At 50.8% G+C, this 25,140-nt stretch carries 24 protein-coding genes; 11 read left to right on the forward strand and 13 right to left on the reverse strand.

What is annotated here, in order from left to right; all coding sequences use genetic code 11:
• The first annotated feature begins 75 nt into the window (after positions 1 to 75).
• A complete protein-coding gene (locus tag AC27N8_RS33340) occupies positions 76 to 1,293 on the forward strand; it encodes an MFS transporter (protein ID WP_487073679.1) in 1,218 nt (405 codons plus the stop codon).
• On the opposite strand, the gene AC27N8_RS33345 is transcribed toward AC27N8_RS33340, so the two are convergent.
• The 3 genes from AC27N8_RS33345 to AC27N8_RS33355 all read right to left on the reverse strand — a co-directional run bounded on the left by AC27N8_RS33345 (position 1,290) and on the right by AC27N8_RS33355 (position 4,578).
• Complete coding sequence (locus tag AC27N8_RS33345) at positions 1,290 to 1,796, reverse strand: hypothetical protein (protein WP_487073680.1); 507 nt, start codon at positions 1,794 to 1,796, stop codon at positions 1,290 to 1,292. The two genes, AC27N8_RS33340 and AC27N8_RS33345, sit on opposite strands and share 4 nt — an antisense overlap.
• Positions 1,797 to 2,750: 954 nt before the next feature.
• Positions 2,751 to 3,296 carry a hypothetical protein gene (locus tag AC27N8_RS33350; RefSeq protein WP_487073681.1) on the reverse strand — a complete coding sequence of 182 codons (546 nt, stop codon included), beginning with the start codon at positions 3,294 to 3,296 and terminating at the stop codon, positions 2,751 to 2,753.
• 55 nt (positions 3,297 to 3,351) lie between these two features.
• The gene (locus AC27N8_RS33355) at positions 3,352 to 4,578 is read right to left on the reverse strand and encodes a hypothetical protein (RefSeq protein ID WP_487073682.1); all 1,227 of its coding nucleotides are present in this window, start codon (positions 4,576 to 4,578) and stop codon (positions 3,352 to 3,354) included.
• A gap of 562 nt (positions 4,579 to 5,140) precedes the next feature.
• Between AC27N8_RS33355 and AC27N8_RS33360 the strand changes: the two genes are divergently transcribed.
• Positions 5,141 to 6,697, forward strand: a complete 1,557-nt coding sequence (locus AC27N8_RS33360) for a cache domain-containing protein (RefSeq protein ID WP_487073683.1) — start codon at positions 5,141 to 5,143, stop codon at positions 6,695 to 6,697.
• Positions 6,697 to 7,848, forward strand: coding sequence for a sugar ABC transporter substrate-binding protein (locus AC27N8_RS33365; RefSeq protein ID WP_487073685.1), 1,152 nt, complete (start codon positions 6,697 to 6,699; stop codon positions 7,846 to 7,848). The genes AC27N8_RS33360 and AC27N8_RS33365 overlap by 1 nt, the downstream gene beginning before the upstream one ends.
• Positions 7,849 to 7,928: 80 nt before the next feature.
• Here AC27N8_RS33365 and AC27N8_RS33370 read toward each other — a convergent pair whose 3' ends face one another.
• A complete protein-coding gene (locus AC27N8_RS33370) occupies positions 7,929 to 8,711 on the reverse strand; it encodes an alpha/beta fold hydrolase (protein WP_487073687.1) in 783 nt (260 codons plus the stop codon).
• A gap of 536 nt (positions 8,712 to 9,247) precedes the next feature.
• Between AC27N8_RS33370 and AC27N8_RS33375 the strand changes: the two genes are divergently transcribed.
• The 3 genes from AC27N8_RS33375 (at position 9,248) to AC27N8_RS33385 (ending at position 12,896) form a co-directional block, all read left to right on the forward strand.
• Complete coding sequence (locus AC27N8_RS33375; RefSeq protein WP_487073689.1) at positions 9,248 to 10,519, forward strand: glycosyltransferase family 4 protein; 1,272 nt, start codon at positions 9,248 to 9,250, stop codon at positions 10,517 to 10,519.
• Between the two features lie 469 nt (positions 10,520 to 10,988).
• The gene (locus AC27N8_RS33380) at positions 10,989 to 12,152 is read left to right on the forward strand and encodes a hypothetical protein (protein WP_487073691.1); all 1,164 of its coding nucleotides are present in this window, start codon (positions 10,989 to 10,991) and stop codon (positions 12,150 to 12,152) included.
• Between the two features lie 57 nt (positions 12,153 to 12,209).
• Positions 12,210 to 12,896: a GNAT family N-acetyltransferase gene (locus tag AC27N8_RS33385; RefSeq protein WP_487073693.1), complete on the forward strand. Its 687-nt coding sequence runs from the start codon at positions 12,210 to 12,212 to the stop codon at positions 12,894 to 12,896.
• A gap of 150 nt (positions 12,897 to 13,046) precedes the next feature.
• On the opposite strand, the gene AC27N8_RS33390 is transcribed toward AC27N8_RS33385, so the two are convergent.
• From AC27N8_RS33390 to AC27N8_RS33400, 3 genes are all read right to left on the reverse strand, one after another.
• A complete protein-coding gene (locus AC27N8_RS33390; RefSeq protein WP_487073695.1) occupies positions 13,047 to 13,316 on the reverse strand; it encodes a hypothetical protein in 270 nt (89 codons plus the stop codon).
• Between the two features lie 260 nt (positions 13,317 to 13,576).
• Complete coding sequence (locus AC27N8_RS33395; RefSeq protein ID WP_487073697.1) at positions 13,577 to 14,260, reverse strand: VIT1/CCC1 transporter family protein; 684 nt, start codon at positions 14,258 to 14,260, stop codon at positions 13,577 to 13,579.
• 103 nt (positions 14,261 to 14,363) lie between these two features.
• Positions 14,364 to 14,735, reverse strand: coding sequence for a hypothetical protein (locus AC27N8_RS33400; protein ID WP_487073699.1), 372 nt, complete (start codon positions 14,733 to 14,735; stop codon positions 14,364 to 14,366).
• A gap of 370 nt (positions 14,736 to 15,105) precedes the next feature.
• Here AC27N8_RS33400 and AC27N8_RS33405 point away from each other — a divergent pair, with 370 nt between their 5' ends.
• Complete coding sequence (locus tag AC27N8_RS33405) at positions 15,106 to 15,642, forward strand: response regulator transcription factor (RefSeq protein WP_487073701.1); 537 nt, start codon at positions 15,106 to 15,108, stop codon at positions 15,640 to 15,642.
• Positions 15,643 to 15,675: 33 nt separating this feature from the next.
• The gene (locus tag AC27N8_RS33410; RefSeq protein ID WP_487073703.1) at positions 15,676 to 15,864 is read left to right on the forward strand and encodes a hypothetical protein; all 189 of its coding nucleotides are present in this window, start codon (positions 15,676 to 15,678) and stop codon (positions 15,862 to 15,864) included.
• A gap of 121 nt (positions 15,865 to 15,985) precedes the next feature.
• Here the strand turns inward: AC27N8_RS33410 and AC27N8_RS33415 are convergent, their stop codons facing one another.
• Together AC27N8_RS33415 and AC27N8_RS33420 are read right to left on the reverse strand one after the other, a co-directional pair.
• The gene (locus AC27N8_RS33415; protein WP_487073705.1) at positions 15,986 to 16,225 is read right to left on the reverse strand and encodes a hypothetical protein; all 240 of its coding nucleotides are present in this window, start codon (positions 16,223 to 16,225) and stop codon (positions 15,986 to 15,988) included.
• 227 nt (positions 16,226 to 16,452) lie between these two features.
• Positions 16,453 to 16,743, reverse strand: coding sequence for a hypothetical protein (locus AC27N8_RS33420; RefSeq protein ID WP_487073707.1), 291 nt, complete (start codon positions 16,741 to 16,743; stop codon positions 16,453 to 16,455).
• A 244-nt stretch (positions 16,744 to 16,987) separates the two neighbouring features.
• Between AC27N8_RS33420 and AC27N8_RS33425 the strand changes: the two genes are divergently transcribed.
• Positions 16,988 to 18,346 (forward strand): M20/M25/M40 family metallo-hydrolase, encoded by a 1,359-nt coding sequence (locus AC27N8_RS33425; RefSeq protein ID WP_487073709.1) that lies wholly within the window; start codon positions 16,988 to 16,990, stop codon positions 18,344 to 18,346.
• Between the two features lie 62 nt (positions 18,347 to 18,408).
• Here AC27N8_RS33425 and AC27N8_RS33430 read toward each other — a convergent pair whose 3' ends face one another.
• Positions 18,409 to 18,696, reverse strand: coding sequence for a hypothetical protein (locus AC27N8_RS33430; protein ID WP_487073711.1), 288 nt, complete (start codon positions 18,694 to 18,696; stop codon positions 18,409 to 18,411).
• A gap of 139 nt (positions 18,697 to 18,835) precedes the next feature.
• Between AC27N8_RS33430 and AC27N8_RS33435 the strand changes: the two genes are divergently transcribed.
• Entirely contained in the window at positions 18,836 to 19,219 is a 384-nt protein-coding gene (locus tag AC27N8_RS33435) for a helix-turn-helix transcriptional regulator (protein WP_487073713.1), read from the forward strand.
• Positions 19,220 to 19,280: 61 nt separating this feature from the next.
• Here AC27N8_RS33435 and pckA read toward each other — a convergent pair whose 3' ends face one another.
• From pckA to AC27N8_RS33450, 3 genes are all read right to left on the reverse strand, one after another.
• Positions 19,281 to 20,864, reverse strand: a complete 1,584-nt coding sequence (gene pckA / locus AC27N8_RS33440) for a phosphoenolpyruvate carboxykinase (ATP) (protein ID WP_487073715.1) — start codon at positions 20,862 to 20,864, stop codon at positions 19,281 to 19,283.
• A 199-nt stretch (positions 20,865 to 21,063) separates the two neighbouring features.
• Complete coding sequence (locus tag AC27N8_RS33445) at positions 21,064 to 21,723, reverse strand: response regulator (protein ID WP_487073717.1); 660 nt, start codon at positions 21,721 to 21,723, stop codon at positions 21,064 to 21,066.
• Positions 21,720 to 23,558, reverse strand: coding sequence for a sensor histidine kinase (locus AC27N8_RS33450; RefSeq protein ID WP_487073719.1), 1,839 nt, complete (start codon positions 23,556 to 23,558; stop codon positions 21,720 to 21,722). The genes AC27N8_RS33445 and AC27N8_RS33450 overlap by 4 nt, the downstream gene beginning before the upstream one ends.
• Positions 23,559 to 23,896: 338 nt before the next feature.
• Between AC27N8_RS33450 and AC27N8_RS33455 the strand changes: the two genes are divergently transcribed.
• Positions 23,897 to 25,135: a hypothetical protein gene (locus AC27N8_RS33455; protein WP_487073721.1), complete on the forward strand. Its 1,239-nt coding sequence runs from the start codon at positions 23,897 to 23,899 to the stop codon at positions 25,133 to 25,135.
• Positions 25,136 to 25,140: the final 5 nt, after the last annotated feature.

The following is a 25,140-nucleotide window of genomic DNA, read 5'->3' on the forward strand; positions in this document are numbered from 1 at the left end:
CGTGTATTCTCTGGTGTGTTGCAAGTTTATGCGGGTTCTTGTGGATTGTCAAGTGCATTTATGAGGGAAAGTCGTATGTTAAGAGATCAGCAGCAGATAGGGATACCTGTACCACGATCGGCAAGGATCACGGTAAGCATTATATTTTTCTTGAATGGGATGATTATCGCAACGTTTGCCACGCGCATTCCCGCAGTACAGGCCAAGCTTATGCTCAGTGCTGGCTTGCTTGGGCTGGCGCTGCTCGGAGTAGCGATCGGAGCTTTGGTCGCGATGAATCTCTCTGGATATCTCTCGGCTCGCTTTGGAAGTCGAACCATCACCATCATTGCCTCCATCTGTCTCTGTATCATGCTTCCTCTGCTGGCGCTTGCGCCCACGCTTCCTGTGTTGGTCATCATGCTTGCCCTTTTTGGGGCGAGCAATGGATCGATGGATGTAGCTATGAATACTCAGGGTGTGGTTGTCGAGAAACGTTATGGTCGCCCCATCTTCAACGCATTTCACGCCTGCTTTAGTCTTGGAGGTCTGATCGGCGCATTTATTACGAGCGTCGTAACCTCTTTGGGTTTTCCTCTCTGGATACATTTTCTGAGTGTCTCGCTCTGCTGTGCTCTCTTCTTTCTTGTGCTTGCTCGCTTTCTTCTCCCTGCCAGCTCTGATGCTCAGGGGACAGAGAGCACTTTTGCTTTGCCCTCACGTGCCATGCTGGCTCTTGGATTGGTGGCTTTCTGTGTTGTCCTCAGTGAGGGCGCGGTTGGAGATTGGAGTGCCATCTATCTCAATGGGACCTTGCACACGGGAGCCGCGCTGGCGGCAACCGGGTACGCTGCTTTTTCCATTATGATGGCTGCTGGTAGGGGAATTGGGGATCGGTTGACACTACGGCTTGGTGCCAGGAATATGGTGCGGCTGGGAGGACTCATTGCGGCGCTAGGACTGACAATCGCTCTGGTGGTAAGCTGGATTCCGCTGGCTCTCGTCGGCTTTGGACTGGTTGGTGTCGGATTGTCTGTCACATTCCCTCTGACATTGAGCGCGGCCGGTCGTACCTCGACCCAGGCCTCGGGGACGGCGATCGCGGCAGTCGCGACCTGTGGATACTTTGGCTTCCTGGTCGGACCACCGGTCATCGGCTTTGCGGCCGATGCTGTAGGTCTGCGCATTGCCCTTGGTTTTGTCGTCGTCCTCAGCCTCTGTGCCGCGCTCTTAGCTCGTGCCGTCAGCGATGACCGGCAATCGAAGTCGGAGCAGCCGCTTGAAAGGATCGAGATCCCAGAACCATTGTCCTAAGTCTCGTCCTCGTTATCCTCGTCATCCGATTCATCCTCAAGCTCGGGCTGCTCGCTCAGATCGTCGAGGATGAGTCCGAGCTCCTCAGCAGCCTCCTCGATCTTTCCATACTCCTGCTCCAGAGTGACCTGCCACTCATCGATCAACTCAAGCATCTCCTCTTGCTGCTCGTAGGCCTGCTGATATTGCTCATGCGCCTCATTGAGGAACCCTGGCTCTGTCAGATCGCTCTGTGACCAGCTTGCCAACCAATCCGTCGAGCGGTGAAAGCGGCGTATGAGATCAATCCCATAGAGACTGCGGTCCCGTGGCAGATCAACACCCACAAGCTTCGGTAGATCATCGAGTAGCACGCGCAAGAGCGCCAGAGTCTGCTGTCGCGTGAGTTGGAAGTGTTGCCCATCGCTCTCCATGGACAGATAACGCTCCGGCTGCTCGGGATTGTCCTCGATATGATAGGATAAGCCATCATCCAGTGGAACGTGCGCATCGTGTGATTGCATCTCTGTATTCTGCTTTCTAAAATGTTATCCCCAAAAAAATGTTTGAATGCAGGGAGATATTTGCTCTGTCTTCTTGTCTAGTATAGCAGTTTGAGATGGATGTGTGGAACTGCACCGCTAGAGGCTGTGTCAAAGGTCATCGAGACCAAATGATGTGGCATTGGGGACGTGCATCGTATGAGCCGAAACATCAGGTCTTGGGCCATTGAATCCAACTTATTCAATCACACGGCGCGAAAAGTGGAGACGAAGTGACCTGTCGGGCAAGCAATGCAGCCTGGGAGGGTAGCGGACGCGATCGAAAATCTGTCTTTTACCCATATCTTTCTCGGGCAGCAGAACAGAAATGCAAGCGATGGAATAATGATTTTTACATCTTTCATATGAATATACCGCAAATGTAGCACAGGGGTTTTACGCCCCTGTGAGGTACCCATACCACTCATGTGCCATATTTGGCTCCCAGCGCCTCCCTGGCAATATAATCAATGGAGGGCCTTTAAAGCAATGGGAGCTCGCAGGGGTGTAAAACCCTCGTGCTACATTTGCGGTATATAAAGACAGAAGTGCAATTCACACACAAAAAATTTGAAGAAAAGGTTGTGATCGCTTACGTTCGCACCTATGGGTTTTACGCCCCTGTGAGGTACCCATGCCACTCATGTACCATATTTGGCTCCCAGCGCCTCCCCGGCAATATAATCAATGGAGGTGCTTTGACGCAATGGGAAATCACAGGGGCGTAAAACCCCTGTGCTACATTTGAGAATTTTACGGGTAAAAGGGAAAATTTGATATTCTATGGCACTCACAAGAGCATTGTGGGTAAAAGACAGTTTTTCGATCGCGTCCGCTACCCTTCCCTGGCGCATGGTGTCTACGTCAGGCCACTTCCGTTGCCGGATGAAACACGCTGGAAGGATGTTGTTGGATTCAATGGTCTTGGGTCTGACGCTACGTTGGTTGGTGTTGTGCTTTTCGGGAGAGGAACTGCGATCCGCTCCAGGCCAGGAGAGCGAAGAATGGCACGGTCCCGATCGACCAGGCCAGCCAGACAGGCATGGCGCCGGGAGCTGCTGCGACTACATCGATGCTGGCATTGCCTGGACCTTGAGCTCCCTCCAATTGAGCTGTAATGTGCCAGGCGCCCCGTACTGATAGGCGTAGCGAACCTGAGAGGCTATTCTGTTGGGTATTGAGCTGCTGCAAGCTTGCATAGATGTTTGCGGCATCGGTACCAGGTCCTGGACTTGCGATAAGCTGTCCATGGATCTGCTGCCCGTGAGCGTGGGGAACGATCGTGACGCTGAGCGGCTGATCTGTTTGCGGTGTGTCTCTTGATAATGTGATGTCAACGATGTATGCGCCCGCCTGGACAGTCGTTGTGCGGCCAGATGCGTTATCGCTGGCTTCTGCGTGTGTGGCCGCAAACGAGCAGCATGCAATGATGCCCAGGCAGACGCCGCCGAAGCTGATGAGCAGTAGAAGCAATGTGCGCATGATGAGATCCTCTCAAGTTTTTGCTATGTGCTATGGCACTCATTTTTTGTAAAGATTACTGCTCGTTGTGCTGCCAGACGCGTCCTTGACTGGCTCCCCAGTGAGCTCCCAGGATGCCCATGATCAGAATGACCGGTAGTGCAATAAGTGTGGTGATGCCTCGCAGGTCCGGCGTAATCAGCAGATTGGGCATGTTGAGAAAGGCTTGCCAGGGATTGATGCTTTCCATGATGATGCATGGTGCAAGGATGATTTCCAGCAGTGTGGTGAGTAGACCCAGTTGCCACAGCATGCGTGGATTGCTCTCGATGTTTTTGCCCTGGCGTTGCTGCCAGTAGACGAAGATGTCGAGTGCCAGCGCGGATGGGAGTATGAAGAGTGGCATGAGTGCAATGTTCAGGCCGAAGTGTGGTATGACATTGGGGATACGATAATGTAGGTGATCATAAATGACGAGCTGATTGGTTGCCCATGGGACGAATAGTTCGGTGGCAAACGAGGCCAGACAGACAAAGATGGTCATGCTGCTGGCTGCGCCAGGACGCTTGATGAAAAACGTGCAGCCAAACAGGCTGAGACCGGCGCAGGCGACCGCTGGTAGCAGATAGGTCGGAATGCGTAACAGTCCCATCTCAATGACTGGAAAGAGCAAAAAACCGTTGAGTGTGAGTTTGAGCAAGCTGCCGATAGTATAGAGCGTGCACCATTCGATCCATGTGAAACCCAGCCGGCGTGTTTGCGTTGTTCCTATCCGACGCTCTATGGCGATCTCTGACGCGAAGATGTATACTATGCCCAGTGTACCAATGAAGCAGCCGCTAATTCCCATAATGTGAAATGGGGACCAGAGAGAGATATCGATCCCATAGAGTTGATGCCAGTAATTGTCAAAGGGAGCAGCAAAGAGAGCGGTCAGAGCACCAAAGCCGACCACATAAAATCCCAGTGGAGCGTGAAAGAAGCGCCCCAGAGAGATTGTCGAGCTGTCGTCAACCCCGGGACGCTTTCTGCGATAGCGTAACGTCTCCAGGATGACCATGCTGAGAGCAATCAGGCCAGCACCACTGACACAGGTGTAGATGAGAATATGGGGAGGCGTCCAGAACCAATCGCGACCGACATAGGCATGCCATTCTCCATCCCAGGGGGCACCAAGTAATCCTGTCAGCATACAGAAGAGGAGTGAGACAGCCGCCGTACGACGTAGTGTTCGCTCGGTCTGGAACGATTGATGCACATGTTTCGATGTATAGTGTGCCATAAATGTATCTGCAAAAGCCATAATATTCTGCTCCGATATACTGTAGGAATAATATCATTTGTATATATTTGATACATACGATTTCTTGATACGCTTTCTTCCGCGCTTGTATGGAGTATATCAGGAGTGCTAGTTTGACGAATGGGACAAACGACCCATTTATTTTATCCTATGCAACATGAGTCGTCATATTGAAAGTCATCTGTCTCACACAACTGAGCAGGTAAGAAGGCGTTTTTCCTTCTACCAGACCTTGCCAGCCCTCTTGAAAAGACTACCACAAGTCCTATAGGTACTATACGCGACTACTGGTTTGCGGTATATTGTACACAAGGTCTATCTATTGCTATGAATTATTAATTTAAACCTTCATCTCTTCAGCGAATGAGATAGAGGCGACAGAAGAATTTGGCTAGGAGATTCGATGCGGGATCATTATTTTTATCCTATCTGTGCCAACAGAATGCGATCCTGTAAGGATGCAGGGATTTCCACTTATTCTGTGCCCGGCGACCTCATTGACGAGTTGATACATGTATAAGTGTATATGTTATGGGTGAAATGTATGAAAAGGAAATAGTCTATGGCTTCATCAAAGGTGTTCCCTTCATCACGCAGAGGTATCACGCTGACTGCAAGGTTTTCACTGCTACTGGTCCTGGCGGTAATTATTCCGCTGGGAATTACCGTATTTGGTAGCGAAATGATCTTGCGTCCAACCCTGATCAATCAGGCGACGACTCAGATGAATAACGATGCGCAGTCACACATGCAAGATATCGATGCATTACTGGTGGCGCGTGTGCAGGCTCTCGACTATATCAGCCGTTATGCGGCTATCCAAAATTATCTGAATGGTCAGGCGCTGTATAAGGATCAGGCGATTGCAGAACTCAAAGTTGGTAATTCGCTTGATGCGAACTATGGAGACTGGACTCTATTTGACACGCAGAGTAAGGTACAGCTTTCGTATCCAAACGTTCCGACGCTACGTGGAAAGTATCAGATTCCTCCTGCGATCGAGCAGCAGCTTCAGTCCCCGAATAAATCGGTTATTTCGGATGTCTATTTTGATGTTACAAAGCGTGCTGCATATGTAGATATCTATGCATCTATCACAACAACTGACTCAAAAACAACAGACTCAAAGTTGCTTGGATATGCACGTTCGACCCTGTATCTCAGCGATCTATGGACGGCGGTCAATAACGAGTCGAACACCGCGCCGGGCAGTTATGCGATGGTGGTTGATGGCAATGGGGTACGGATCGCTTATACGAATCCGGATGCGACCTTAACTACTTTTCCGAAGGCACTTTTCCGCTCCGTTGGGACGATCAGTCCTACCTTGCAACAGCGCATTAATGATGAGAACTTATACGGAAACAGCACACTTGGGAAAGTCACTGAGGTAGCTGATTCGTCGCTGGCACAGTACCAGAGTGACGATACCAATACCTCCTCGACCTGGAGCTTTCAGCCTGCCATGCAGAATCAGAGCTATCAGGCGTATCAAGTGAAATCGGTTGTGGTTCCCTGGACCTTTGTGGAACTGCGGCCTGTGAGCTCGATTACTGGTCCGGCTACTCAGCAGGACGTCTATCTGGTCGTCATTGCGGCCATCGTGATGTTATTAGCAGCTGTTGTCGGTATCATGTTGGGACGTAACATTACGCGACCAATTCTGCAATCGGCCACTCTGCTGAGTGGAAGTAGTGAGATGCTAAATACGCTGGCGGCACGAGAACAGGTGACGGCTACCGAGCAGAAATGGATTGTAGAATCCTCGCAAACGGCCCTGCAATCGGTGCAGTATTACACCGAAGCGACGAGTATTGCGGCTCGTAAACTGGATGAAGTCGGTGGTGAGCTGACGCGTAACCTTGAAGAAGGAAATATGAAGCAGGCCAGACGGCATCTGAGTGAGATTCTTGAGGCTGCCAAATACCTTGAGAAGGTTGCAGTGCATCAGGAGAGAAGCAGTCAAAGTCTCTCAACTGCCATCCGCATTGCCTCGCAAGTGACCGAGCAATTGATCTCAGGAGCAACGTCGGCCAACGAAGCTGCGGCACAGTTGCAAACGGTTATCAAGCAGCTGCGTCAAATCGTTGGAAATGACGAAGGAAGGACTGCGAAATAATGATGTACTCTCGTCGTAAAGGTGACTTCAGATCTCTTTTCACCGCCAGCCTGCTTCTTGTGAGCCTGCTTCTCTCATCCTGCGCAATCGGGGACACGGGTACGAGTTCCTCGGGTGGAAACCTTGTCTCGGGGAATGCTGGTAAGGGCTGCATGCGCGTCGGTATTTTGCTTCCTGACACCACCAGTTCGGTGCGCTGGGAACAAAGTGACCGACCGAACCTGATCAGGGTGATCAATGAAGCGATCCCCGGCGTTCATATCGATTATGCTAATGCTGATGCTGACTCTGCGAAGCAGCTCCAGCAGGCTGAAGATGATCTGGCGGCTGGCGATTGTATTCTGGTTGTGGCACCTCATGATAGTGTTGTGTCCGCCAATATTGTTGCCAAAGCCAAAGCTCAGAACGTACCAGTCATCGCGTATGACCGGTTGATCCAATCTAAGGATCTGAGTTACTACGTTTCCTTCGATAACATTCAAGTGGGAGCGCTCCAGGCTCTCTATATCAAGAATAATTATCTCACCTATGCCAGGCCTGGTCAGGCTGCCGTCAACATGGCCACCATCAGCGGCTCGCAGACGGATACCAACGCGCTTTTGTTTAGCATTGGTATGCATAATGTCCTTGATCCTTTGCTGGCAAGGCACGATATAATCAACTTAAAAGAGACCTTTACGCCCGACTGGATTAATAGTACTGCACAGACCGAAATGGAAACGGTGCTCTCTGAGAACAATATCCAGATCGCTTATGTTGCCAATGATGGTATGGCGGGAAGCGTGATTACTGCCCTGAAAGCCGCTGGATATGGCAAGGGGCAAGTGCTCGTGACTGGTCAGGATGCCACTCCTGCTGGTATTAACAGCATCCTGGCGGGCTATCAAAGTATGACCGTCTACAAGCCAGCCACGAAAGAAGCACAATCAGTGGGAGATCTGGTGAAAGCTATCCATGATGGATCAAGCACCCAGTCGCTCACCGCCGGAAAGTTGACCGTTACCTTTGACAATGGTAATATTCCCTCAATTTTGGATCAACCGATCTCGGTTGATGCTACCAACATCGAAAAAACTATTATCCAAAGTGGATATCTGACGCAACAAGATATCTGCACCAATATTCCGCAAGGCACAGACAAGGTCTGTTAGTACAACGGATAACGAACAAAGCGCTCAATGGAAAGAGATTCTCCTTCCATTGAGCGCTTTTTCATATAAACAGAGAGAGGTTATGCTTTTGTGGCTGATGGGCTGGTTTCACGCAGGAAGTCTACGGCGGGTTGGTAGACGGTGTCGATGGCGCTGATCTCCTGGCTATGGTCGAGTTGATCAAAGATGCGTAACAGGATGCCGGCATCATCGATATCATCCTGACGTGAGAGCAGCGGCCTGGTGATGCGGCGGTCGTTGGTGCCGGAGTAGATGTAGAGCGGACAGCGAATATCCTGGGGATTGTCGAGGATCGGCCAGTTGATAAGCGCTTGCCAGCAGGCGATCAAAGCGGGTAGATGACGTTCTTCCACCCAGCGGATATCCTCCGCAGCCATGCCGAGCTCTCTAAGTTGTCCTTCTTTTTGCGCTTTATCGAGTGCACGCAGATCGGCGGTAATCTGATCGATACGCTCTTTATAATAGATACGTCCAAAGAAACTGCCGGCAACGATGGCCCGCGTGATGCGCTCGGAGCGTGCGGCCAGATGAAGTGCCAGTGTGCCCCCGAAGGAGTGTCCCCAGACGAGGAATGTGGCGGCCTGACAGGCGTCGGCGACGGCATAGACGTCTGCCATCATCTTCTCTATCGTGTAGGCTTTGGGATCTTCTGGATGGTCGCTTTCGCCGATACCACGACGATCCATTGTAATCACGCGAAAATGCTTGCTTAGACGTTCAACATATCCCAGGTCATGCCAGATCTGACGCATCTCATCGAAGCCTTGAAAAAGCAGCAGAGTTGGCCCCTCGCCCTGTACATCATAAGCGATCCTGGTCGTATCGGTTGAAGTAAGAAACATTTCTACCTCTCTTCTAAATGTCAATACGTGAGTATGTATGTATAGCTGTCATTTGCCTATTGCTATGAATGTGCTATAATTTCTTTATGTGCATATTCACGTGTGACAATTCTAAAAAATACGTATAAAACATAATCTGCACATATGATAGAGTAAGATGTACTCCCACGTGCAAGAATAATCCTCTCCCTTAACATGAAAGAAAAATATCTGTGCTTGTAGTAAGAAGTATATTTGATGGATCAACTGAAATGCAAATGCCAGAAACGCCTTTGCAAGCCAGTCGATAGGTGTTTCCTCGGTAAGGTTTAAGAGGTTCTTGAGCATTATTTGTGCTCATACCAAAAAATGAAGCGTTGTACAGGCGAGGATTTTGTAACTTGTTTCCCTCCAGGATGAGTTTCTTTATGCTATCGTGGGCATTGCGTTTGTATCTTTCTTTTGGAAGGTAAGCGTATAACTAGTAGGGGCCGATTACCTGAAGCGGTTGTTATGTAGCATTGAACTTTGAGAATGAAAGAAGGAAAAGGTCTTCTATGAAAATAGCTCATATTGCACCCCCTTGGATTGCCATCCCGCCAAAGAATTACGGCGGTACAGAGAACGTCATTTATACGATAGTAGAGGAGCAGGTGGCCCAGGGTCATGACGTAACCCTCTTTGCGGCTGGAGATGCAAAAACATCAGCCAAACTTGTCTCATTTTTCCCTCGATCATTGATCGACAGTGGAACCCCCTGGCAGGCGAACTTAAAGGCCTATTATCATACCTATAAAGCAGTTGAATACATCAAAAATCATAGCTTTGACATCGTGCATACGCATTTATCCTCGAGCGGCGACATGTATACCTTTCCTTTGACCTCTCAATTGACGACGCCAATGGTTACCACATTACACAGTCGTTTCCCCTTTGATCGAGATCAGTCATGGTGTGGCGATGCGGATGACTATTATATGGAGTGGATGAAAGAAGTTCCTTTTGTTGCCATCAGTGAGACTGCTCGCGCCGAAGTAACATATCCGATTCAGTTTGCGGGAGTCGTTCCCCATGGTTTGCAGATGTCGTATTTCGAACCATCCTGTGAGCGGCCAGAGAATTATCTTGTCTGGCTGGGACGTTTTGTGCCCGAAAAAGGGGCTCATCTCGCGATACAGGTCGCGAAAGCAACTGGTTTACCTCTGATCCTGGCCGGTACGATTGACAAGCATGTCCCTATGTCCATCGCTTATTTTGAGCGTATTATCAGCCCACAGATCGATGGTGGTCAAATTAAATATATTGGCCCCGTTAGCATGAAACAAAAGGTTGATGTATTGAGTCGCGCACGCGTTTTTCTTAATCCCATCGAATGGGAGGAGCCGTTCGGTATGGTCATGATTGAAGCCATGGCTGTCGGATGTCCGGTGATCTCATTTGCGCGGGGAGCCGCGCCATCCATCATTAGAGACGGCCAGAGCGGCTACCTTGTGAACACTTTGCCGGAGATGATCGATGCGCTTGAACGCGTTGATCAGCTTGATCGCCACCGTGTACGAGTGCATGTTCAGCAAAATTTCTCAGCTCAAGCAATGGTAGAAAAGTATGTACATATCTACCATCAAGTACGTTCCACTCATCTGTTAAAATCAGCGCGATTGCAGCGCTCCCTTACCGACAGCATCAGTGTCAGCAGGCCGATCAGGCCACGGATCTCATCGATCGATTCGCTTCCCACAGGGAATCATGCTCTTGAGCCAATCTCAGCTAATTACTCTGGCTCTCTGATACAAACAACGCTAGAAGCGGAGCCCGACCTCATGCAATGAGCGGCCTGTTCTTGTCCACAGCCTGGGATTGAAGCGCATTCGGGACTCATCTTTTGCAGCAAAAGTTCAAGCGAAGCGAGGACACCGTAGCGTCGAACGCTTGCGTGCGATGTCCCACTCGACGCACGACCGGAACGGCAGTTGGCAAGCGCCACGCCCACGTGCAACGGTGACCATGTTACACCCCGAATCCCAACTGAACAGGGTGGCACGCGTACAGTGTCGCCTGTCTGCTGCCTTCGGTCGTGCGTCGAGTGGGACGTCGCACGCAAGCGTTCGACGCTACACGGTTAATGAATCACACCCTCGTAAAAGATGCTGCCTTGCTCATCTGATGGGTTTCACTTACAATATATGAAGTGATTCTCGTAGGACGGTGGTCTGATTGGCTAAAAAAGCATCTCGTTTGTGGCATTGGTTGGCGCGGCCCGGCATACGTATAACATTTTCTATCGTGCGCAGAGTGTGTGTGATTTTTCTTATTTTTGCGCTCGTAAATAATTTTTATCACACGGGGGTCCCCTCTCATGGATCTGTGGTACCTTCAACTATCTCGCCGGATATGAACTACTTTCGTCTGCAACTGCTTCCCTCGTGGGGGACCTGGTGGCTGGATAATCGGGCGCTTGCAGTGGTTCCAACGATCGATGATGGTATTCCTGACGGTCTTCCTCCATTGGCTATCGCCAGGGGACGACATCAGCTACGCTGGCAGGGGACACCATTTCCTGCGCTGACCTGTAGCTTTGTGGTTCCCTATCAAGCGACACAAGCGGACCAGACCTGTCAGGTGACGAAATTGGAGACGGACGCTCAGGATGAAGCTTTTGTCCTTGCATTTTCCACGCATCTCTCGTTTCAGATGTTATCGCGGGAGCAACAGGAGAATCTCGATCTTGCCACCAGAGCCTATCTTCAGACGCTGACCTCCACGACCACCGTCGCCCGTGGAGAGCGATATCGCGCTAATACCGCTGCTCCTATTCAGATGGCCACGCAGCCGATGCAAGCCACGCAGTCGTTTGTGCTCGATACGGATACTCACAAGGCTGCCGACTGCCAGGGATATCGCTTTGGGGCTGGCTGTAGCTATCCTGCGACCGGCGAGGATTGTCGACATTTCTGTACGATACAATGGGCCGATCGAAGCAGCTATCATTACTGGAACGTTGCGGTCGTCACGCGGACAGCCTGGAGCTATACCGCCTCTGATCCGTCACGAACTGCAAAAGATCAGGTCGTGATCTCCCAGGAGCAAGGCGAGCAACAGATCACCAGCCTGCGTATTGGCTGGCAAAACAATCACTGGCAGGTTGCCACGCATCAATCGGGCGACAGTTACTATGATGATCCTAATTGTGGTAGCACTATTTATCGTGTCAGTACAACTATTTCCTCTACCAGTGTCACGGCATCCGCGTATCCGATCTGGAAATTCATCAGTGCAGATAACCGCGCTCTTGGCTGTCTGGTTACCAACAAAGGCACCGATACCGTCTTCATTGAGCGCTTTAATGTCCTGCAGGCTGCCAACCCGGCAACGCAGCGGAGATATCCCGCGCTCCCTTTGATCAACATTGACGGAGCGCGCTTGGCTCAGGAGATTCTACAGCATACCGCTTTCATCTCTTGATCGGTGAATCTATGATAAAATGGACGCAAGGTTGGGTCTATTTGGGAAGGATACTTTATGTCATTTTCTGATCGGGCATTTGTACGTTTACATCTTGAGGCTGTATGGGGTATTCAACTTCCTGCCGCCCTTGAGGATGATAGTCTGGTGCTCCCGACAAGTGAGCAGCCTGTGTGGAAGTTGTATGTCGCCGAACTGCTAACTGGTGAACGTCTCCATATCTGGCGTCCCGATGTCGCGGCGAGCGCTCGCGATGAGTTACGCCAACGTGGAGATCGTGCTCTGGCACTGCCTCCGCATGCTGCTGATGAGCCGAATAGTCAGCGTGAGATAGCTCTGCATCAGATAGAATCTCCTGTTATTGATCTCGCCACGGCGCATCGTATCACGTGTCAACTCACAGATGCCGATCAAGATCTGCTTGAGGAATTTAATCCTGGAGAGGCGGAGCAGTATACCTATTCTGCACTCCAGCCTTTGATTGGCGTCATAGATGCTGGACGCCTGGTAAGCCTGGCCCATAGCTCTCGCCGCACGGAGCAGGCGTGCGAATTGGGCATCGATACGTTGCCAGACGCACGCCGGAAAGGATATGCTCTGGCTGCGACGGTCGTGTGGGCTGAACTGGTTGCTCAATCAGGACTTGTCCCCATCTACAGCGCTCTGGCTACCAATAGCGCATCGTTGCGCCTGGCCGCGGCAGCTGGATACCGTCCCTTCCTGCGCGGCACGACCGTCCGCTGAGTCTTGCCCGCTTGCGCGTGCCGATCTGCGTTGTGATTTGGCAGACAGGCATAGTCTTACTGATAATGTGATCGTGACCAGATGATGCGCCTCTGTGACCTTGCTTGTTTACTCGGGCTGAGACTATGCCTGTTTATTTATGAGCTGCGCTTAGTAGTGGCAGCAGTGATGACGATGATGTGGATGGCAGGGACGTGGCAGGGGATACCAGATGCCGATGCCTTCTACAAAGCTGATATTCTCTCCACCGCCGTAGTTACCCTGTCCGCCAGGGAAAACAGGAATGATTGGGTCCTGATGTCCGCCGCAACTGCCACCACAGCCGCCGGAAATGGCGCCGAGCTCCTGCTCGCTGAGCTCAATACCCGTATTTTGCATTGTATCGCTGCTCGCATTCTGTGAAGAAGCAAAAAGTTTCATAATTGATGTACCTTTCTGATAACGATAATACTGTTCTGTGAACTGCTATAAGATCCAGGCCCCTTAACATCTTCTAACTTGACAAGCGTGCAACCCAGGAACCTGCACCATTAGAGATTATTGTGTATAAGATGCATCTCTAATGGGGACATTCTATCCTGGAAATGTAGTACACACTATGAGCGGCGACACAATTTGAAGGTGATATATATCACAATTTATGAATAAAGCAATCTATTAAGCAAAAGTAGCGTCCGAAGCTACTGGGTGTGGAGGAGGATGCCGAGGGCTACGCCGGCCAGGGTGCCGATGGTGACGACGATCAGAAATTCGAGGCCGGCCCTCAAGGGTCCCTTATTGGTGTAGCGGGCTTTGATGGCTCCCAGGCTGAGCGCGGTCATGGCGGTGAGTCCATAGGCCCACCATTGCTGGTTGGGGAAGGAGAGGATGAGGGGGATTGAGGGGATGAGCCCTCCCATGACGAATGATAATCCGATCTGGATGCCGCGTAGCCAGGGATTGATGCGTGTGTCCTCGACAATTCCTAGCTCGTCGTGGACCATTGCCATATGCCAGCGATCCTCGTTGGCGGTCAGATGATTGATGACGCGATCCAATAGCGGTCCCTGGAAACCTTTCCGTTCATAGATACTGCGCAGCTCGGCGCGTTCCTCATCAGGTTCATGTGTTACCTCATAGCGCTCAATCGCTATCTGATGATCGCGTACCTCTTGCTCTGTCCGCGCCGACAGGAAGCCGCCCAGTGCCATTGAGATGCCACCGGCCATCACCTCACCCAGCACGATTATTTGTAGATGCGTCATGGCTGTGGCACTAACCGCCATCAAGAAGACCAGCGTGGTCACCAGGCCATCATTGAGGCCAAATACAATCTCGCGGAGCCAATCGCCTCCATGAGGATGCTTTTCTTCGATTTGCTGCATAACTATGCTTGTGTTCTCTCTCTTTCCTGAAATCATAGAGAGACATCATAAGCTATTTTGATGCCCATCACAAGAGGTATCGATGGGATACGATCTCTTGTGTTCATGCTTTTCTTCTGGTATTGAGCACGGCGGTCAGAAAGCCTCCCAGGATGAGGAGCAGGACGATCAGGAGCAGGAGAATGTCGAGTGCGTTCCAAAAGAGCGTATTTGGGAAAAAGTGCGTGGTGGTTGCTGAATCGATGAAAATGGCGATCATGCCAAGCGTGACCCCGAGACAAAATAGGAACGTGGGACGCGTATACCAACGTTTCCTGGCACCTGCATCCCGCTGCTTGCGCCAGACCTTGAGGTCGACATAGATGGCAACGGATGCGGAGATTACAACGATGGCGATAAAAACGATCTGCGCAATGATCAAATTATAAATAAGAGCATCGAGAGCAATGGCTGCATAATCTATCTGAAGTGGCATAAATTGATCCTTTCGATAGAATTTCTTCTTCTTTTGTACGAAATGGGAGGGAGAAAGGTTGGCTTTCTTCTCGAGAGGAGGATTTATGGATAGGTGAGTTGGTGATGTTCTCCTGCTGCCTGTGACCATCTTTGATCAGAGCCTCTGTGTCTGTGACGAGAGAAATGGAGTATCATTAACTAATTTCACACGGTTTTCACAGATGGCGCATAATCTTTACGTGTTTCTCACGCCTGATCAGGTAAGCTCTACGTAGAGAGGAAGTATCGCATACGTCGCAGTTGAACGTAGAGAGAAACGATCCTCTGTCCTGGCGATGACGATGTTCTTTGTAGATCCTTTGGTAGCCAGCGGAAGCAGGATGTAGGTCATGCATGACAACCGTGCTGCGAACGCATCATCAGAGAGCGGTGAAAAGAATGCGTTGGAGTGGTCGCCTGAAGCTGATCAGACGCACCCGCCGCGCTTCTCGGACTCAAGACAAGCCGCGCAAACCGCCGACCAACATTATGGAGGGCAGCCGCAGAAACAAACTATCCTGGTGGTCGAAGATGATCTGACGTTAGCCACGTTGGAAGCTGATATCTTAACGGCCCACGGTTATACTGTCGACTTTGTCCATAGTGGTGAGCAAGCCATTACGAGACTGCGTTACGCGCTTCCAGATTTAGTGGTGCTCGATCTTGAACTTCCCGGAGATATTCATGGCTGGGATGTCTTACAGGCCTTACGTGCCATGGCTGGCATTCCTGTTCTGATTACTTCAAGTTCCGTGAGTAGCGTCCGTAAATATTTGCGTCAGAGTGAAGAGACGCGTCAGACGCTAGATCATCTATCGAAACCCTATCCTTTACCGGCCCTGCTGAAGTGCATCGAACGCATGTTGCCGCTTTCACCTACACCTTAGATCTTTTCTTGTTAGTTCCGCAGGAGGTACCAGATGGACCGCTATGAAGATCGAGAAATTTTGCGTAAGGGTGGATTTGCTGAGACGGAGGTTGTTCAGCTTAGTAAGCTTCGTAAGGTTTACTCTGAGAAAGAGAAGAGTCAAGCGCAAATTGCCAATCGTCGCCTGGAATTTATCCGCTGGCTGGTCTCTACCGGCAAACTCTCTGAACAAATCGCCTGATTGTGCAACTCTCTGCATCAAATAGAGAACGTCTTTCAAGACGCTGAGCGACTACGCTGCTGGCTAGTCGCTCTTTTTGTGTCGCCGCTACTTCTTTATCTTTTCACCCCGGGATGCTGCATTAAGAAGGCTCTTTATCATCGTACCAGACGGTCATGCCATCCTGATCGGTTAATGCGCCCTGCTTCTGGAGCTTCTGTAGCTGTTGAGGCGATGGCAATTTCGCGACCGCTCCCATAATGCGAGCAACCATATCGGGAGGAGGATTGATCTTTTCAAGTTTGCTGAATAGTCTATCGACATCCTCAAATGTATCGGTTTCATCATTTGAGCGAGGTGATGGTGAAGAAGCATTCTGCATATCTATTTCCTCATTTCGTCTTCAGGTCAGCTATAGATATAGTACGAGTTATCAATCATGAAGGTTTCATTTTTTCCAAGCTTTCTTATCTAATTCCAGGGAATTTCACATTTTTCTCAGGATATAATCGAATGTCCTTCGCTCTTGGTGAGCAACACTGGCCTGCCTGATCGTGCGTCAAGTGGAACATAGTGCCCGAGGGCACGACGCTACTACTCTGTCAAAAGTCATCGCGCCGATGCGGTATTGGTGATGTGTGTCCAAAATAGCTCCAGAAGGCGATGGGGTGTGAGGCTCACCGACGTAGCGGCGCGGCTCCGCCGTGCTGTCTGTGACTCGTACGACCACGCTCCCCATGGGGTTCCATTGCGTGATCTTCCCACCGTGGATCGTCTCGTCTGCGTTGCTTTCAGATGCACATGGGACGTGTTCGTGCGGGACGTGACAGCACGGCGGAGCCGCGCCGCTACGTCGGCGAGCCTGAGCGCCTGGTTCAAGGGGCCATCCTCCTTTGCCACGCAACGTCCTTCTGTGTCTTGACTGAGCACTACGTCGGTGTGCGTATCACCCGATAGCTTCCCGACTCATTGACAGCTAATCATTCTCACGCATACAATAAAATGTACTTATCGTGTAATTCTTGTGATCGTGTTTGCTCTCTGCACCAAAGATACTATTTTCGTCTATCAGAGAGCAATACCTTTGTGACCACTATGATGCTATGAAATGCATAGTTACTTATGCATATGTAAGGAGTAAGGAATGTCTGTAGTGTCCCCCGCCATCGACTGGGAGCGAGCGAACCAGGAAATCGTCACACACCTCTGCGAACTCTTGAGGATTGACACACGCAACCCACCAGGCAACGAAGGGAAGGCTGCTGAGTATCTCTATCAGATCCTGCATCAGGCGGGGATCGAGGCAGAGATCGTTGGTCCCAGTGCCGAGCGTGGATCGCTGATCGCACGTCTGCGCGGAGATGGGTCCGCGCCTCCGCTCCTGCTGATGTCCCATACCGACGTTGTGGCGGTTGAGCCAGATAAATGGACACATGATCCTTTCTCCGGCGCTATCGTGGATGGCTTTATCTATGGTCGTGGTGCGCTGGACATGAAAAATATGGTCTCGATGGAGTTGATGGTGCTTTTGTTGCTCAAGCGCGCCAACGTCCCACTGAAGCGTGATGTGATCTTTATGGCCTGTGCCGATGAAGAGGTCAGTGGCACCTATGGATCGGGTTGGATCGCGCAGAACTGTCCCGAGTTGATCCAGGCGGAGTATGCTATCAGCGAGGGAGGCGGAGAAGGACTTGAGATCCTGGGTAAGCGCTACTACACGGTCGAGGCCGCTGAAAAAGGGGTAGCGCGTTTTCGTCTGCGCACCCGAGGACGTCCCGGCCATGGATCGGTTCCCTTTCAGGACAACGCTATCCTGACCCTGGCCACCCTCATCAGTCGCCTCAACTCCATCCGTACACCCGCACACTTCACCCGCACCTTCCGCGCCTACATCGAAGCCATCGCCAGCACGCAGCCTCCCGATATCGCTCAAGCCTTCCTCGCTCTCTTGATCGATGAGGCTACCGTAGACGACGCTATCGATGCTCTACCTGTTCCTCTGACCATGAAGGATGAACTCCACGCCATGGTGCGCAACACCACCGCGCCAAGTATCCTGAGAGCCGGCTCGCAGGGCAACGTCATCCCCTCGGAGGCCGAAGCCATCATCGACTCGCGCCGCCTGCCCTGCTGTACCCTGGCTGAGGTCGAGGCCGAGTTGCGCGACATCTTTGGCCCCGAGCCCGAGATTGAATTCATCAGCCCCGAAGAGCCCCTGGAATTTGATTCCGCCTCGCCCTTACTTGATACCATCCGAGAAGTCATCCAGCAATTTGATCCGGAGGCTACCGTCCTGCCAACTATCCTGACCGGTGGCACCGACGCTGGCAACATCGTCCCACTCGGCATCAAGGTCTATGGCTTCGAGCCGCTCCTTTTCGAGCGCCATGGCGATGGGACTGGACGCATCCACGGGCACGACGAGCGCATCAGCACAAAATCGCTGCAATGGGGACTGCGTATCCTCTACGAGATCGTCGCACGCTTCGTTGCCGAGCGGTGAGCGTTGCAAGAGATCAGGCTCCATGACGCTGGCGCACGACGCTACTACTCTGTCAAAAGTCATCACGCCGATGCGGTATCGGTGATGTGTGTCCAAAACAGCTCCAGAAGGCGATGGGGTGAGAGGCTCACCGACGTAGCGGCGCGGCTCCGCCGTGCTGTCTGTGACTCGTCCGACCACGCTCCCCATGGGGTTCCATTGCGTGATCTTTCCACCGTGGATCGTCTCGTCTGCGTTGCTTTCAGATGCGCATGGGACGTGTTCGTGCGTCGAGTGACAGCACGGCGGAGCCGCGCCGCTACGTCGGGTAGCCTGAGCGCCTGGTTCAAGGGGCCATCCTCCTTTGCCACGCAACGTCCTTATGTGTCTTGACTGAGTACTACTTTTTGTCTTCTTGACAACGATCGATCTTCATGGTGCTATTAAGTTATACTTACTAAGTAATACTGTATAGTCTGCTTGCGCGAAGCAAAGTAGGAGTACCGCTCTATGCCGAAGTATTTACCTGACCTTGGGCGATTTTCCGATCCATCGCTACTGATTCTCTCCAGTCTGGCGGGAGGTTCGAAGCATGGGTATGCGATGATCGAAGATATCCAACAATTTAGCGGGACGCATTTGGAGCCGGGGACGCTCTACGGTGCGATCGGACGCCTTGAGCAGCGTGGCTGGATTGCTAATGCCGGAAGTATCACAATGCTAAGCGGATCTCCAGGCCTCATCGCACTCTTTGGTGGCAATCAGCTTGGTATCCTGATTGTGAACGCCATCATTCTGATTGCTATGCTGGCCTTGATTGTGCTGACCCTCTTACGAGCCTTCGTCATCGAACCTGAGCGTCGCGAGAGCAGTTCCAACGCCTTAGCGGCATAGCAAAACCGGGCGAAGCTCACCAATTTTATGCATGAGCTTCGCTTGTTTGTCTGAGCGGTAGCTAGCGCGGGCCAGCGTTGCGGATTGTATCATCGGGTAGCGTGAACTGCTCAAAGTTCTTTTTGAAGAGCTCGGCCAGCTTGCGGGCTTGCTGATCGTAGGCGTCGGGATCGGCCCATGTGTCGCGAGGCGAGAGCACCGAGCTGGGGACATCGGGACAGAACTCCGGGACCTGTAGCCCGAAGATCGGATCGATGCTCACTGGAGCCTTTTCGATGTCGCCACTGATCGCTGCGCGGACCATGGCACGGGTGTAGTTGATGTTGATACGTGAGCCAACTCCATAAGGTCCGCCGGTCCAGCCGGTATTGAGCAGATAGCAGCGGACGTTATTTTTCTCGATCCGCTCACGGAGCAGGTTGGCGTATTCCCCTGGACGTCTGGGCAGAAAGGCTGCTCCGAAACAAGAACTGAACGTTGCTTGAGGCGTTGTTACGCCTGCTTCTGTACCTGCAAGCTTGCTGGTATAGCCGGATAGGAAATAGTACATGGCTTGCTCGGTTGTCAGCTTTGAGATCGGTGGTAGGACCCCAAATGAGTCTGCGGATAAAAAGATCACCGCTTCTGGCTGTCCGGCCATACCTGACGTGATGACGTTATCGATATAATCGATGGGATAGGCGACACGTGTATTTTCGGTCAGGCCATCATCGGTATAATCGGGTATGCGTGTCTTCTCATCGAGGACGACGTTCTCATAGACCGATCCATAGCGGATGGCGTTCCAGATCTGGGGCTCATATTTCTCCGAGAGGTTGATGCATTTCGCATAGCAGCCGCCCTCAAAATTAAAGACTCCGTTTTGACCCCAGCCATGTTCGTCATCGCCGATCAAGCGACGACTGGTATCGGCTGAGAGGCTGGTTTTGCCTGTGCCAGACAATCCGAAGAAGAGAGCGACATCGTTCCTGGGTCCTACATTGGCGGAGCAGTGCATCGGGAGCACGCCCTGCGCGGGCAGGAGGAAGTTCAGGATGGTGAAGATGGACTTTTTCATCTCACCTGCATATTGCGTCCCAGCGATCAGAACCAGGCGTTCTTTAAAATCGATAATAATAGCAGCATCCGAGCGTGTGCCGTGGGTGCGCGGATTGGTTTTAAAATGAGGCACACAGAGAATGGTAAATCCTGGACGGTCGCTGGTGAGGTCGCTTTCGTTGGCACGTAAGAATAACTGGCGAGCAAACAGATTGTGCCAGGCCAGCTCAGTGATTACCTGGATCGGCATACGATATTGTGGATCGGCGCCAGCGGCGGCATCCAGCACAAAGACATCGCGTCCCTGAAGATAATCGGCCAGGCTGCGTCGCACAATCTCGAAGGTCTCGGGCTCCATGGGATGATTATTCTCGCCCCACCAGATGCGTTCCATCGACTCTTCGTTGGAAACAATAAACTTATCTTTTGGCGAGCGACCGGTATGGACACCCGTTGTTGCGCTCAAGGCACCATTTGCAGCTAATTTCCCCTCTTGTCTTGCTAAGGCTTGCTCAATCAAGACGCTTGGAGAAAGATTCCAATGAATCGTGCCCAGATTCACTAATCCATAATCTTCGAGAGCTTTTCGGCTCATCATCATAGTCATGATACGATAACTCCTCCGGGGATACACCACTTCACTTTACGTTTTCCTGACAGGCAACGGTATTGAAGCTTTTACGCTGACCTTTATGTAGCGCTTTCATCCCTAACAAGTGTTAGTGTAACAAATAGAGGCCATATATGCAACACGTAAACACATCTCTACTATTGCTTACCTATATTACTTGCCCACCGATAATCCGTCAGAGCAACTCGATTTCGTCGACGGTGATCAAGCCCTTCTTGAGCGCATAAAGCATGGCATGCTTACGGTAGAGCAGTTGGAGTTTGATCAGGATATTGCCGATATGTGCCTTGATCGCCTCTTGCGAAATTGCCAGCACTTCAGCGATCTCATCATACGTGCGCCCCAATGCGCACTGACGCATGATAGTCTGCTCGCGCATGGTGAGTTTGGGATAGGTGGTCTCACCATGTGTGAGCTCCTGCAAGATGGTGCAGGCGATCGATGGATCGATCTGAGCTTGTCCTTTGACAGCCTCTCTGACCGTGGCGAGTAGTTCATAAGGGCCAGCCCCCTGGCGTACATAGCCAAATGCCCCGATCCCCAAAGCGGTCACGATACGAATATTATCGACATAGCCAGTCATTACCACGATCCTGGTAAACGGATGCAGTGTCCGTACGCGCCGGATCGTCTCGATGGCGTCGATAGCGCCGGGGATTAGCATCTCCAGGATGAGCACCTCGGGCATCCACTTCTCCACATGCTGTAGCGCAGCGTTTCCATTGAGCGCCTCGCCCACGACTTCAATATCCTCGAAGGAGCTCAAGAAGCTCGACAGGCCACTCAGCACCAGTGGATGATGATCGACAAGCATGACACGAATCTTATGGCTCATGATAACACCTCCTCACTGCACAGCAGTGCTTGATCTTTTTTTCCATGCAGGAGCGATCTCACTTCTTGATGAGAAATGAGCGCTTCCCATAACAACTGCAATCCCCAGAGCACCAGAAGCATAGCTGGTGCGTCGTTGAAAAACTGAAACACTAATCCCTGAGGTGGCGCGGTACCGTTGAGGCCAAGCCTCAAGAGTATGTAACCGCTCAGCGCGAGTAACCAGCCTTTGCCTTGCTGAGCCAGAGCTTGTTGCCATTGATGCAGTTCCCATCTCAATTCTGTTGGTGATAATTGCGCATGTCTTTGACGTCTGGCTGCGCGTATCGAGCCATGCTCGCGAATCAATAGGATAAGCAGGCCACACGACGACGCAGCTAGCTCCAATACGAGGAGCTTATTGTGCCAGCCAGGCAGGAGCGACACGAGATACCAACTGCCAGCCAGGGCCAGCCGATATTTCCATAGATGCCAGTTTCGCAGACGCAAGCGTAACGCTTGAATTTCGCCTTGCTGGTTGCTGGTCGCCAGCGCCATTCTGGATAAGGTGATATGTGCATATAGATAGCTATAGATGGTGGTACAGAAGCTAAAAAGGAGGATCAATGTGATGCCGAGCCAACCTTCGTGCATCATTGCACTGCTCGTATAAAGCGCAATACAGAGCAGAGCGGTCAAAGCGCTCCATTCTCCGATGTGGATGCTCGCATGTACGCTGGCTAGCTTATGGAGCGTATTCCAGGCCTGATAGCGTTGATCGATCTGCTCCGGAAGTGTCCGTAATAATGGGATGATCAAGTTAACAGTTGTGCCCTGTCCGCTTTGACTCTGGATAGAGAGTTCGCCTCTGAGCCTGGCTGCTCGTTCGTGTATATGAGCTAATCCCGGCCCTTGTTGGACCTGTGACAGTTCGAAGCCCTGTCCATCGTCGCGAATTTTGAGTCGTAGCGTCTGTGCTCGTTGTTCCAATATGAGCCAGATATGTTGCGGATAAGCATGTCTGACGATATTGTCACAAGCATCCAGTGCAATGTCAAAGATGAGCTCCTGCATCGAGCGCGGCAGACGATCAGCGCCAGGTAGATCTCCCAGCGTGATATGGAGCGTTGCGCCTGTATGATAACCAAGCGTATCGACGAGCGTCTGTAACGCGTCCGTCAGACTGGCATGATCCAGTGGTGTGAAATGTAATTGTTGCTGTAACGCTTGCATCTCAATCTGCACGCCATCTACGTTGCGGTGGATATCCTCAAGCGCCGTCGCGACGCGCTCGTCGAGATGGCTACTACTACTGCTACGATCACGATATTCTTGTACTGTCGCTGCACTCAGACGCAGGCTGAAAAGTTGGCGTGCAATTTTCTCCTGGAGATCGCTGGCTCGGCGATGATGTCGTTCTAGCTCATCTTCGTGCTGCGTCTGTTGCAAGAGTTGCGCACGATACTCTCTACTCAATTGGAGGTACTCTGCATCCTGTCTGATGCGCTGATTCAGCCTGATCAGTGCTGCAAAAGACGCACTGAAAGGCCAATACCACCATGCGTGCTGGTCCAGATCGACCGGCGTCCCCTGAGCTAACTGATGTAACGTCTCAAAGAGCATCACCAACGTATACTGGATATTCCAGGTCAGTAGGAGTCCCAGGCCGCCTACAAAGAGCGCCGTGATGCCTATTGCGAGTAGATCTGCTAACATGAGCTGCGAAAGCCAGGTGAATAAGCTGATACTTATCCCTGCAATGAGTAGATGTATCAATAGAAGTTGCAACGATAGCCCCCAGTGTGGTACATGCCCACATTTCAAAGTGCCAGGCGCATGGATATCTTGTTCTATCATAAAAGACCACTCCACTTCTTCATTACTTAAAACGATCTATGGAAATATTTTCAGCTTCATATATATCTAATACCCAACCTGGAAGAAAAAGGGGAAAAATTTTTAAGCAAATTTAAAAATGTCTGCCACCATGAGATAGATGTACATCTTAAAGTTCAACGATAAGGCCAGGAGCAAAATCTGAGTGGTTACAAATTCCTCATAGAACAATTTTTATAGACGCTGATAATACGTGTATGATACACTTAATTTGTGTGTGATCCCCTGTCAGATCCGTCTTTATCTAATTAGATTCAGGAATCTATTAGGAATGAGCCCTGGGTAGGAGGTTTCCTTCGATGAGTGACATTAATAGATCAGGAAGTAATCCTCGCGATGTTATTAGTCCTAATGAAGTTTTGCAACCTCGCCTATCTCCAGATGTTTTGCGAGGTTTATCTCAGACAGCAAAAGAAAATCGTCACTCCCAGTTAGAAGCAATTGATACTACGAAACGAAGTAAAAAGGAAATGAAGCGTCAAGTACAAGAGGAATTCAGGCATCATAGTATGAGTACTTTGTCATCTCTTGAGCAGGTTGAAGCCATCAATCAAAACAAATATAAGCCGGTTGTAGATGCAATTCATGGTTCACAGGAATTGTCACTTAAGAAGCTGTATGAATCTTCATCACTTCTGCATGCTTCGTTGGATGCTACCTCTCTTCAGAAAATGCAGACGGAGCTTTCTGCAATGTATAAAAGTGTTCTCACTGCCCGTAGTTTGGAAAAGCATCCCGCTAATCTTGAAAATGATGATAGATATCAGATCTGGCAGCGCGCATCTAAGCGATTTGAGGCTGTTGATATCGATCAATTAGAGCAAAAGCGTGCTGTGATGGATGAGTCAGTAAAAGTGGCCGACCATGCTATCAGGTTAATTGAGAACGATACCAGAAGTAAGATCGATCAGGCTGGATATAAGTATGAACACCTTCAGACTAGACTCGATGACCATATTGAGCATTATCGAGACGTGTACTTTGCTCATGTGGCACCTGAAGACCACGATAGTCTGTCTGATAGAATAATCAATTTATACAATCCAGATAATAACCGTTCTTCCAATGATAGAAGACGTACTGAAGAAAGATTTAATTCATTATCCACATGGGTTGGACGAGATATTACTGCCTTGCGTAAGACCTCCACAATATTGATGGAGGAGCGGGATAGTGCATTCCAAACTCAGCAATCGATGCAAGAAAGCCTTCAGGGAAGAATGGAAGCCATGCGTACCAGTCCCTCCGCTCAGGCTCGTGCCATCAACGATCGCTTCCAACAGGTAAATCAGAGCCTGGATAAGTATCAAAGCACAAACATAAGCCTGAACGAGCACATCAATGGAATAGTATCTGATCTGGTGGAAACAATTGGCCATGATCCTGAACATCTCTCATATAATTCTCCTGTATATAGTACTCTTGAACATAAAGATCCTCCTGCATATGATGCTTCGTCGGCCTCTACAAGAGACAGAAGCAGTAGTCCTTCGAGCCAACGATCCTACCTCGTCTATGGCCCAGAGAATGAGCATTGAGACCT

It is taken from the genome of Dictyobacter sp. Z7_2 (assembly GCF_057551105.1).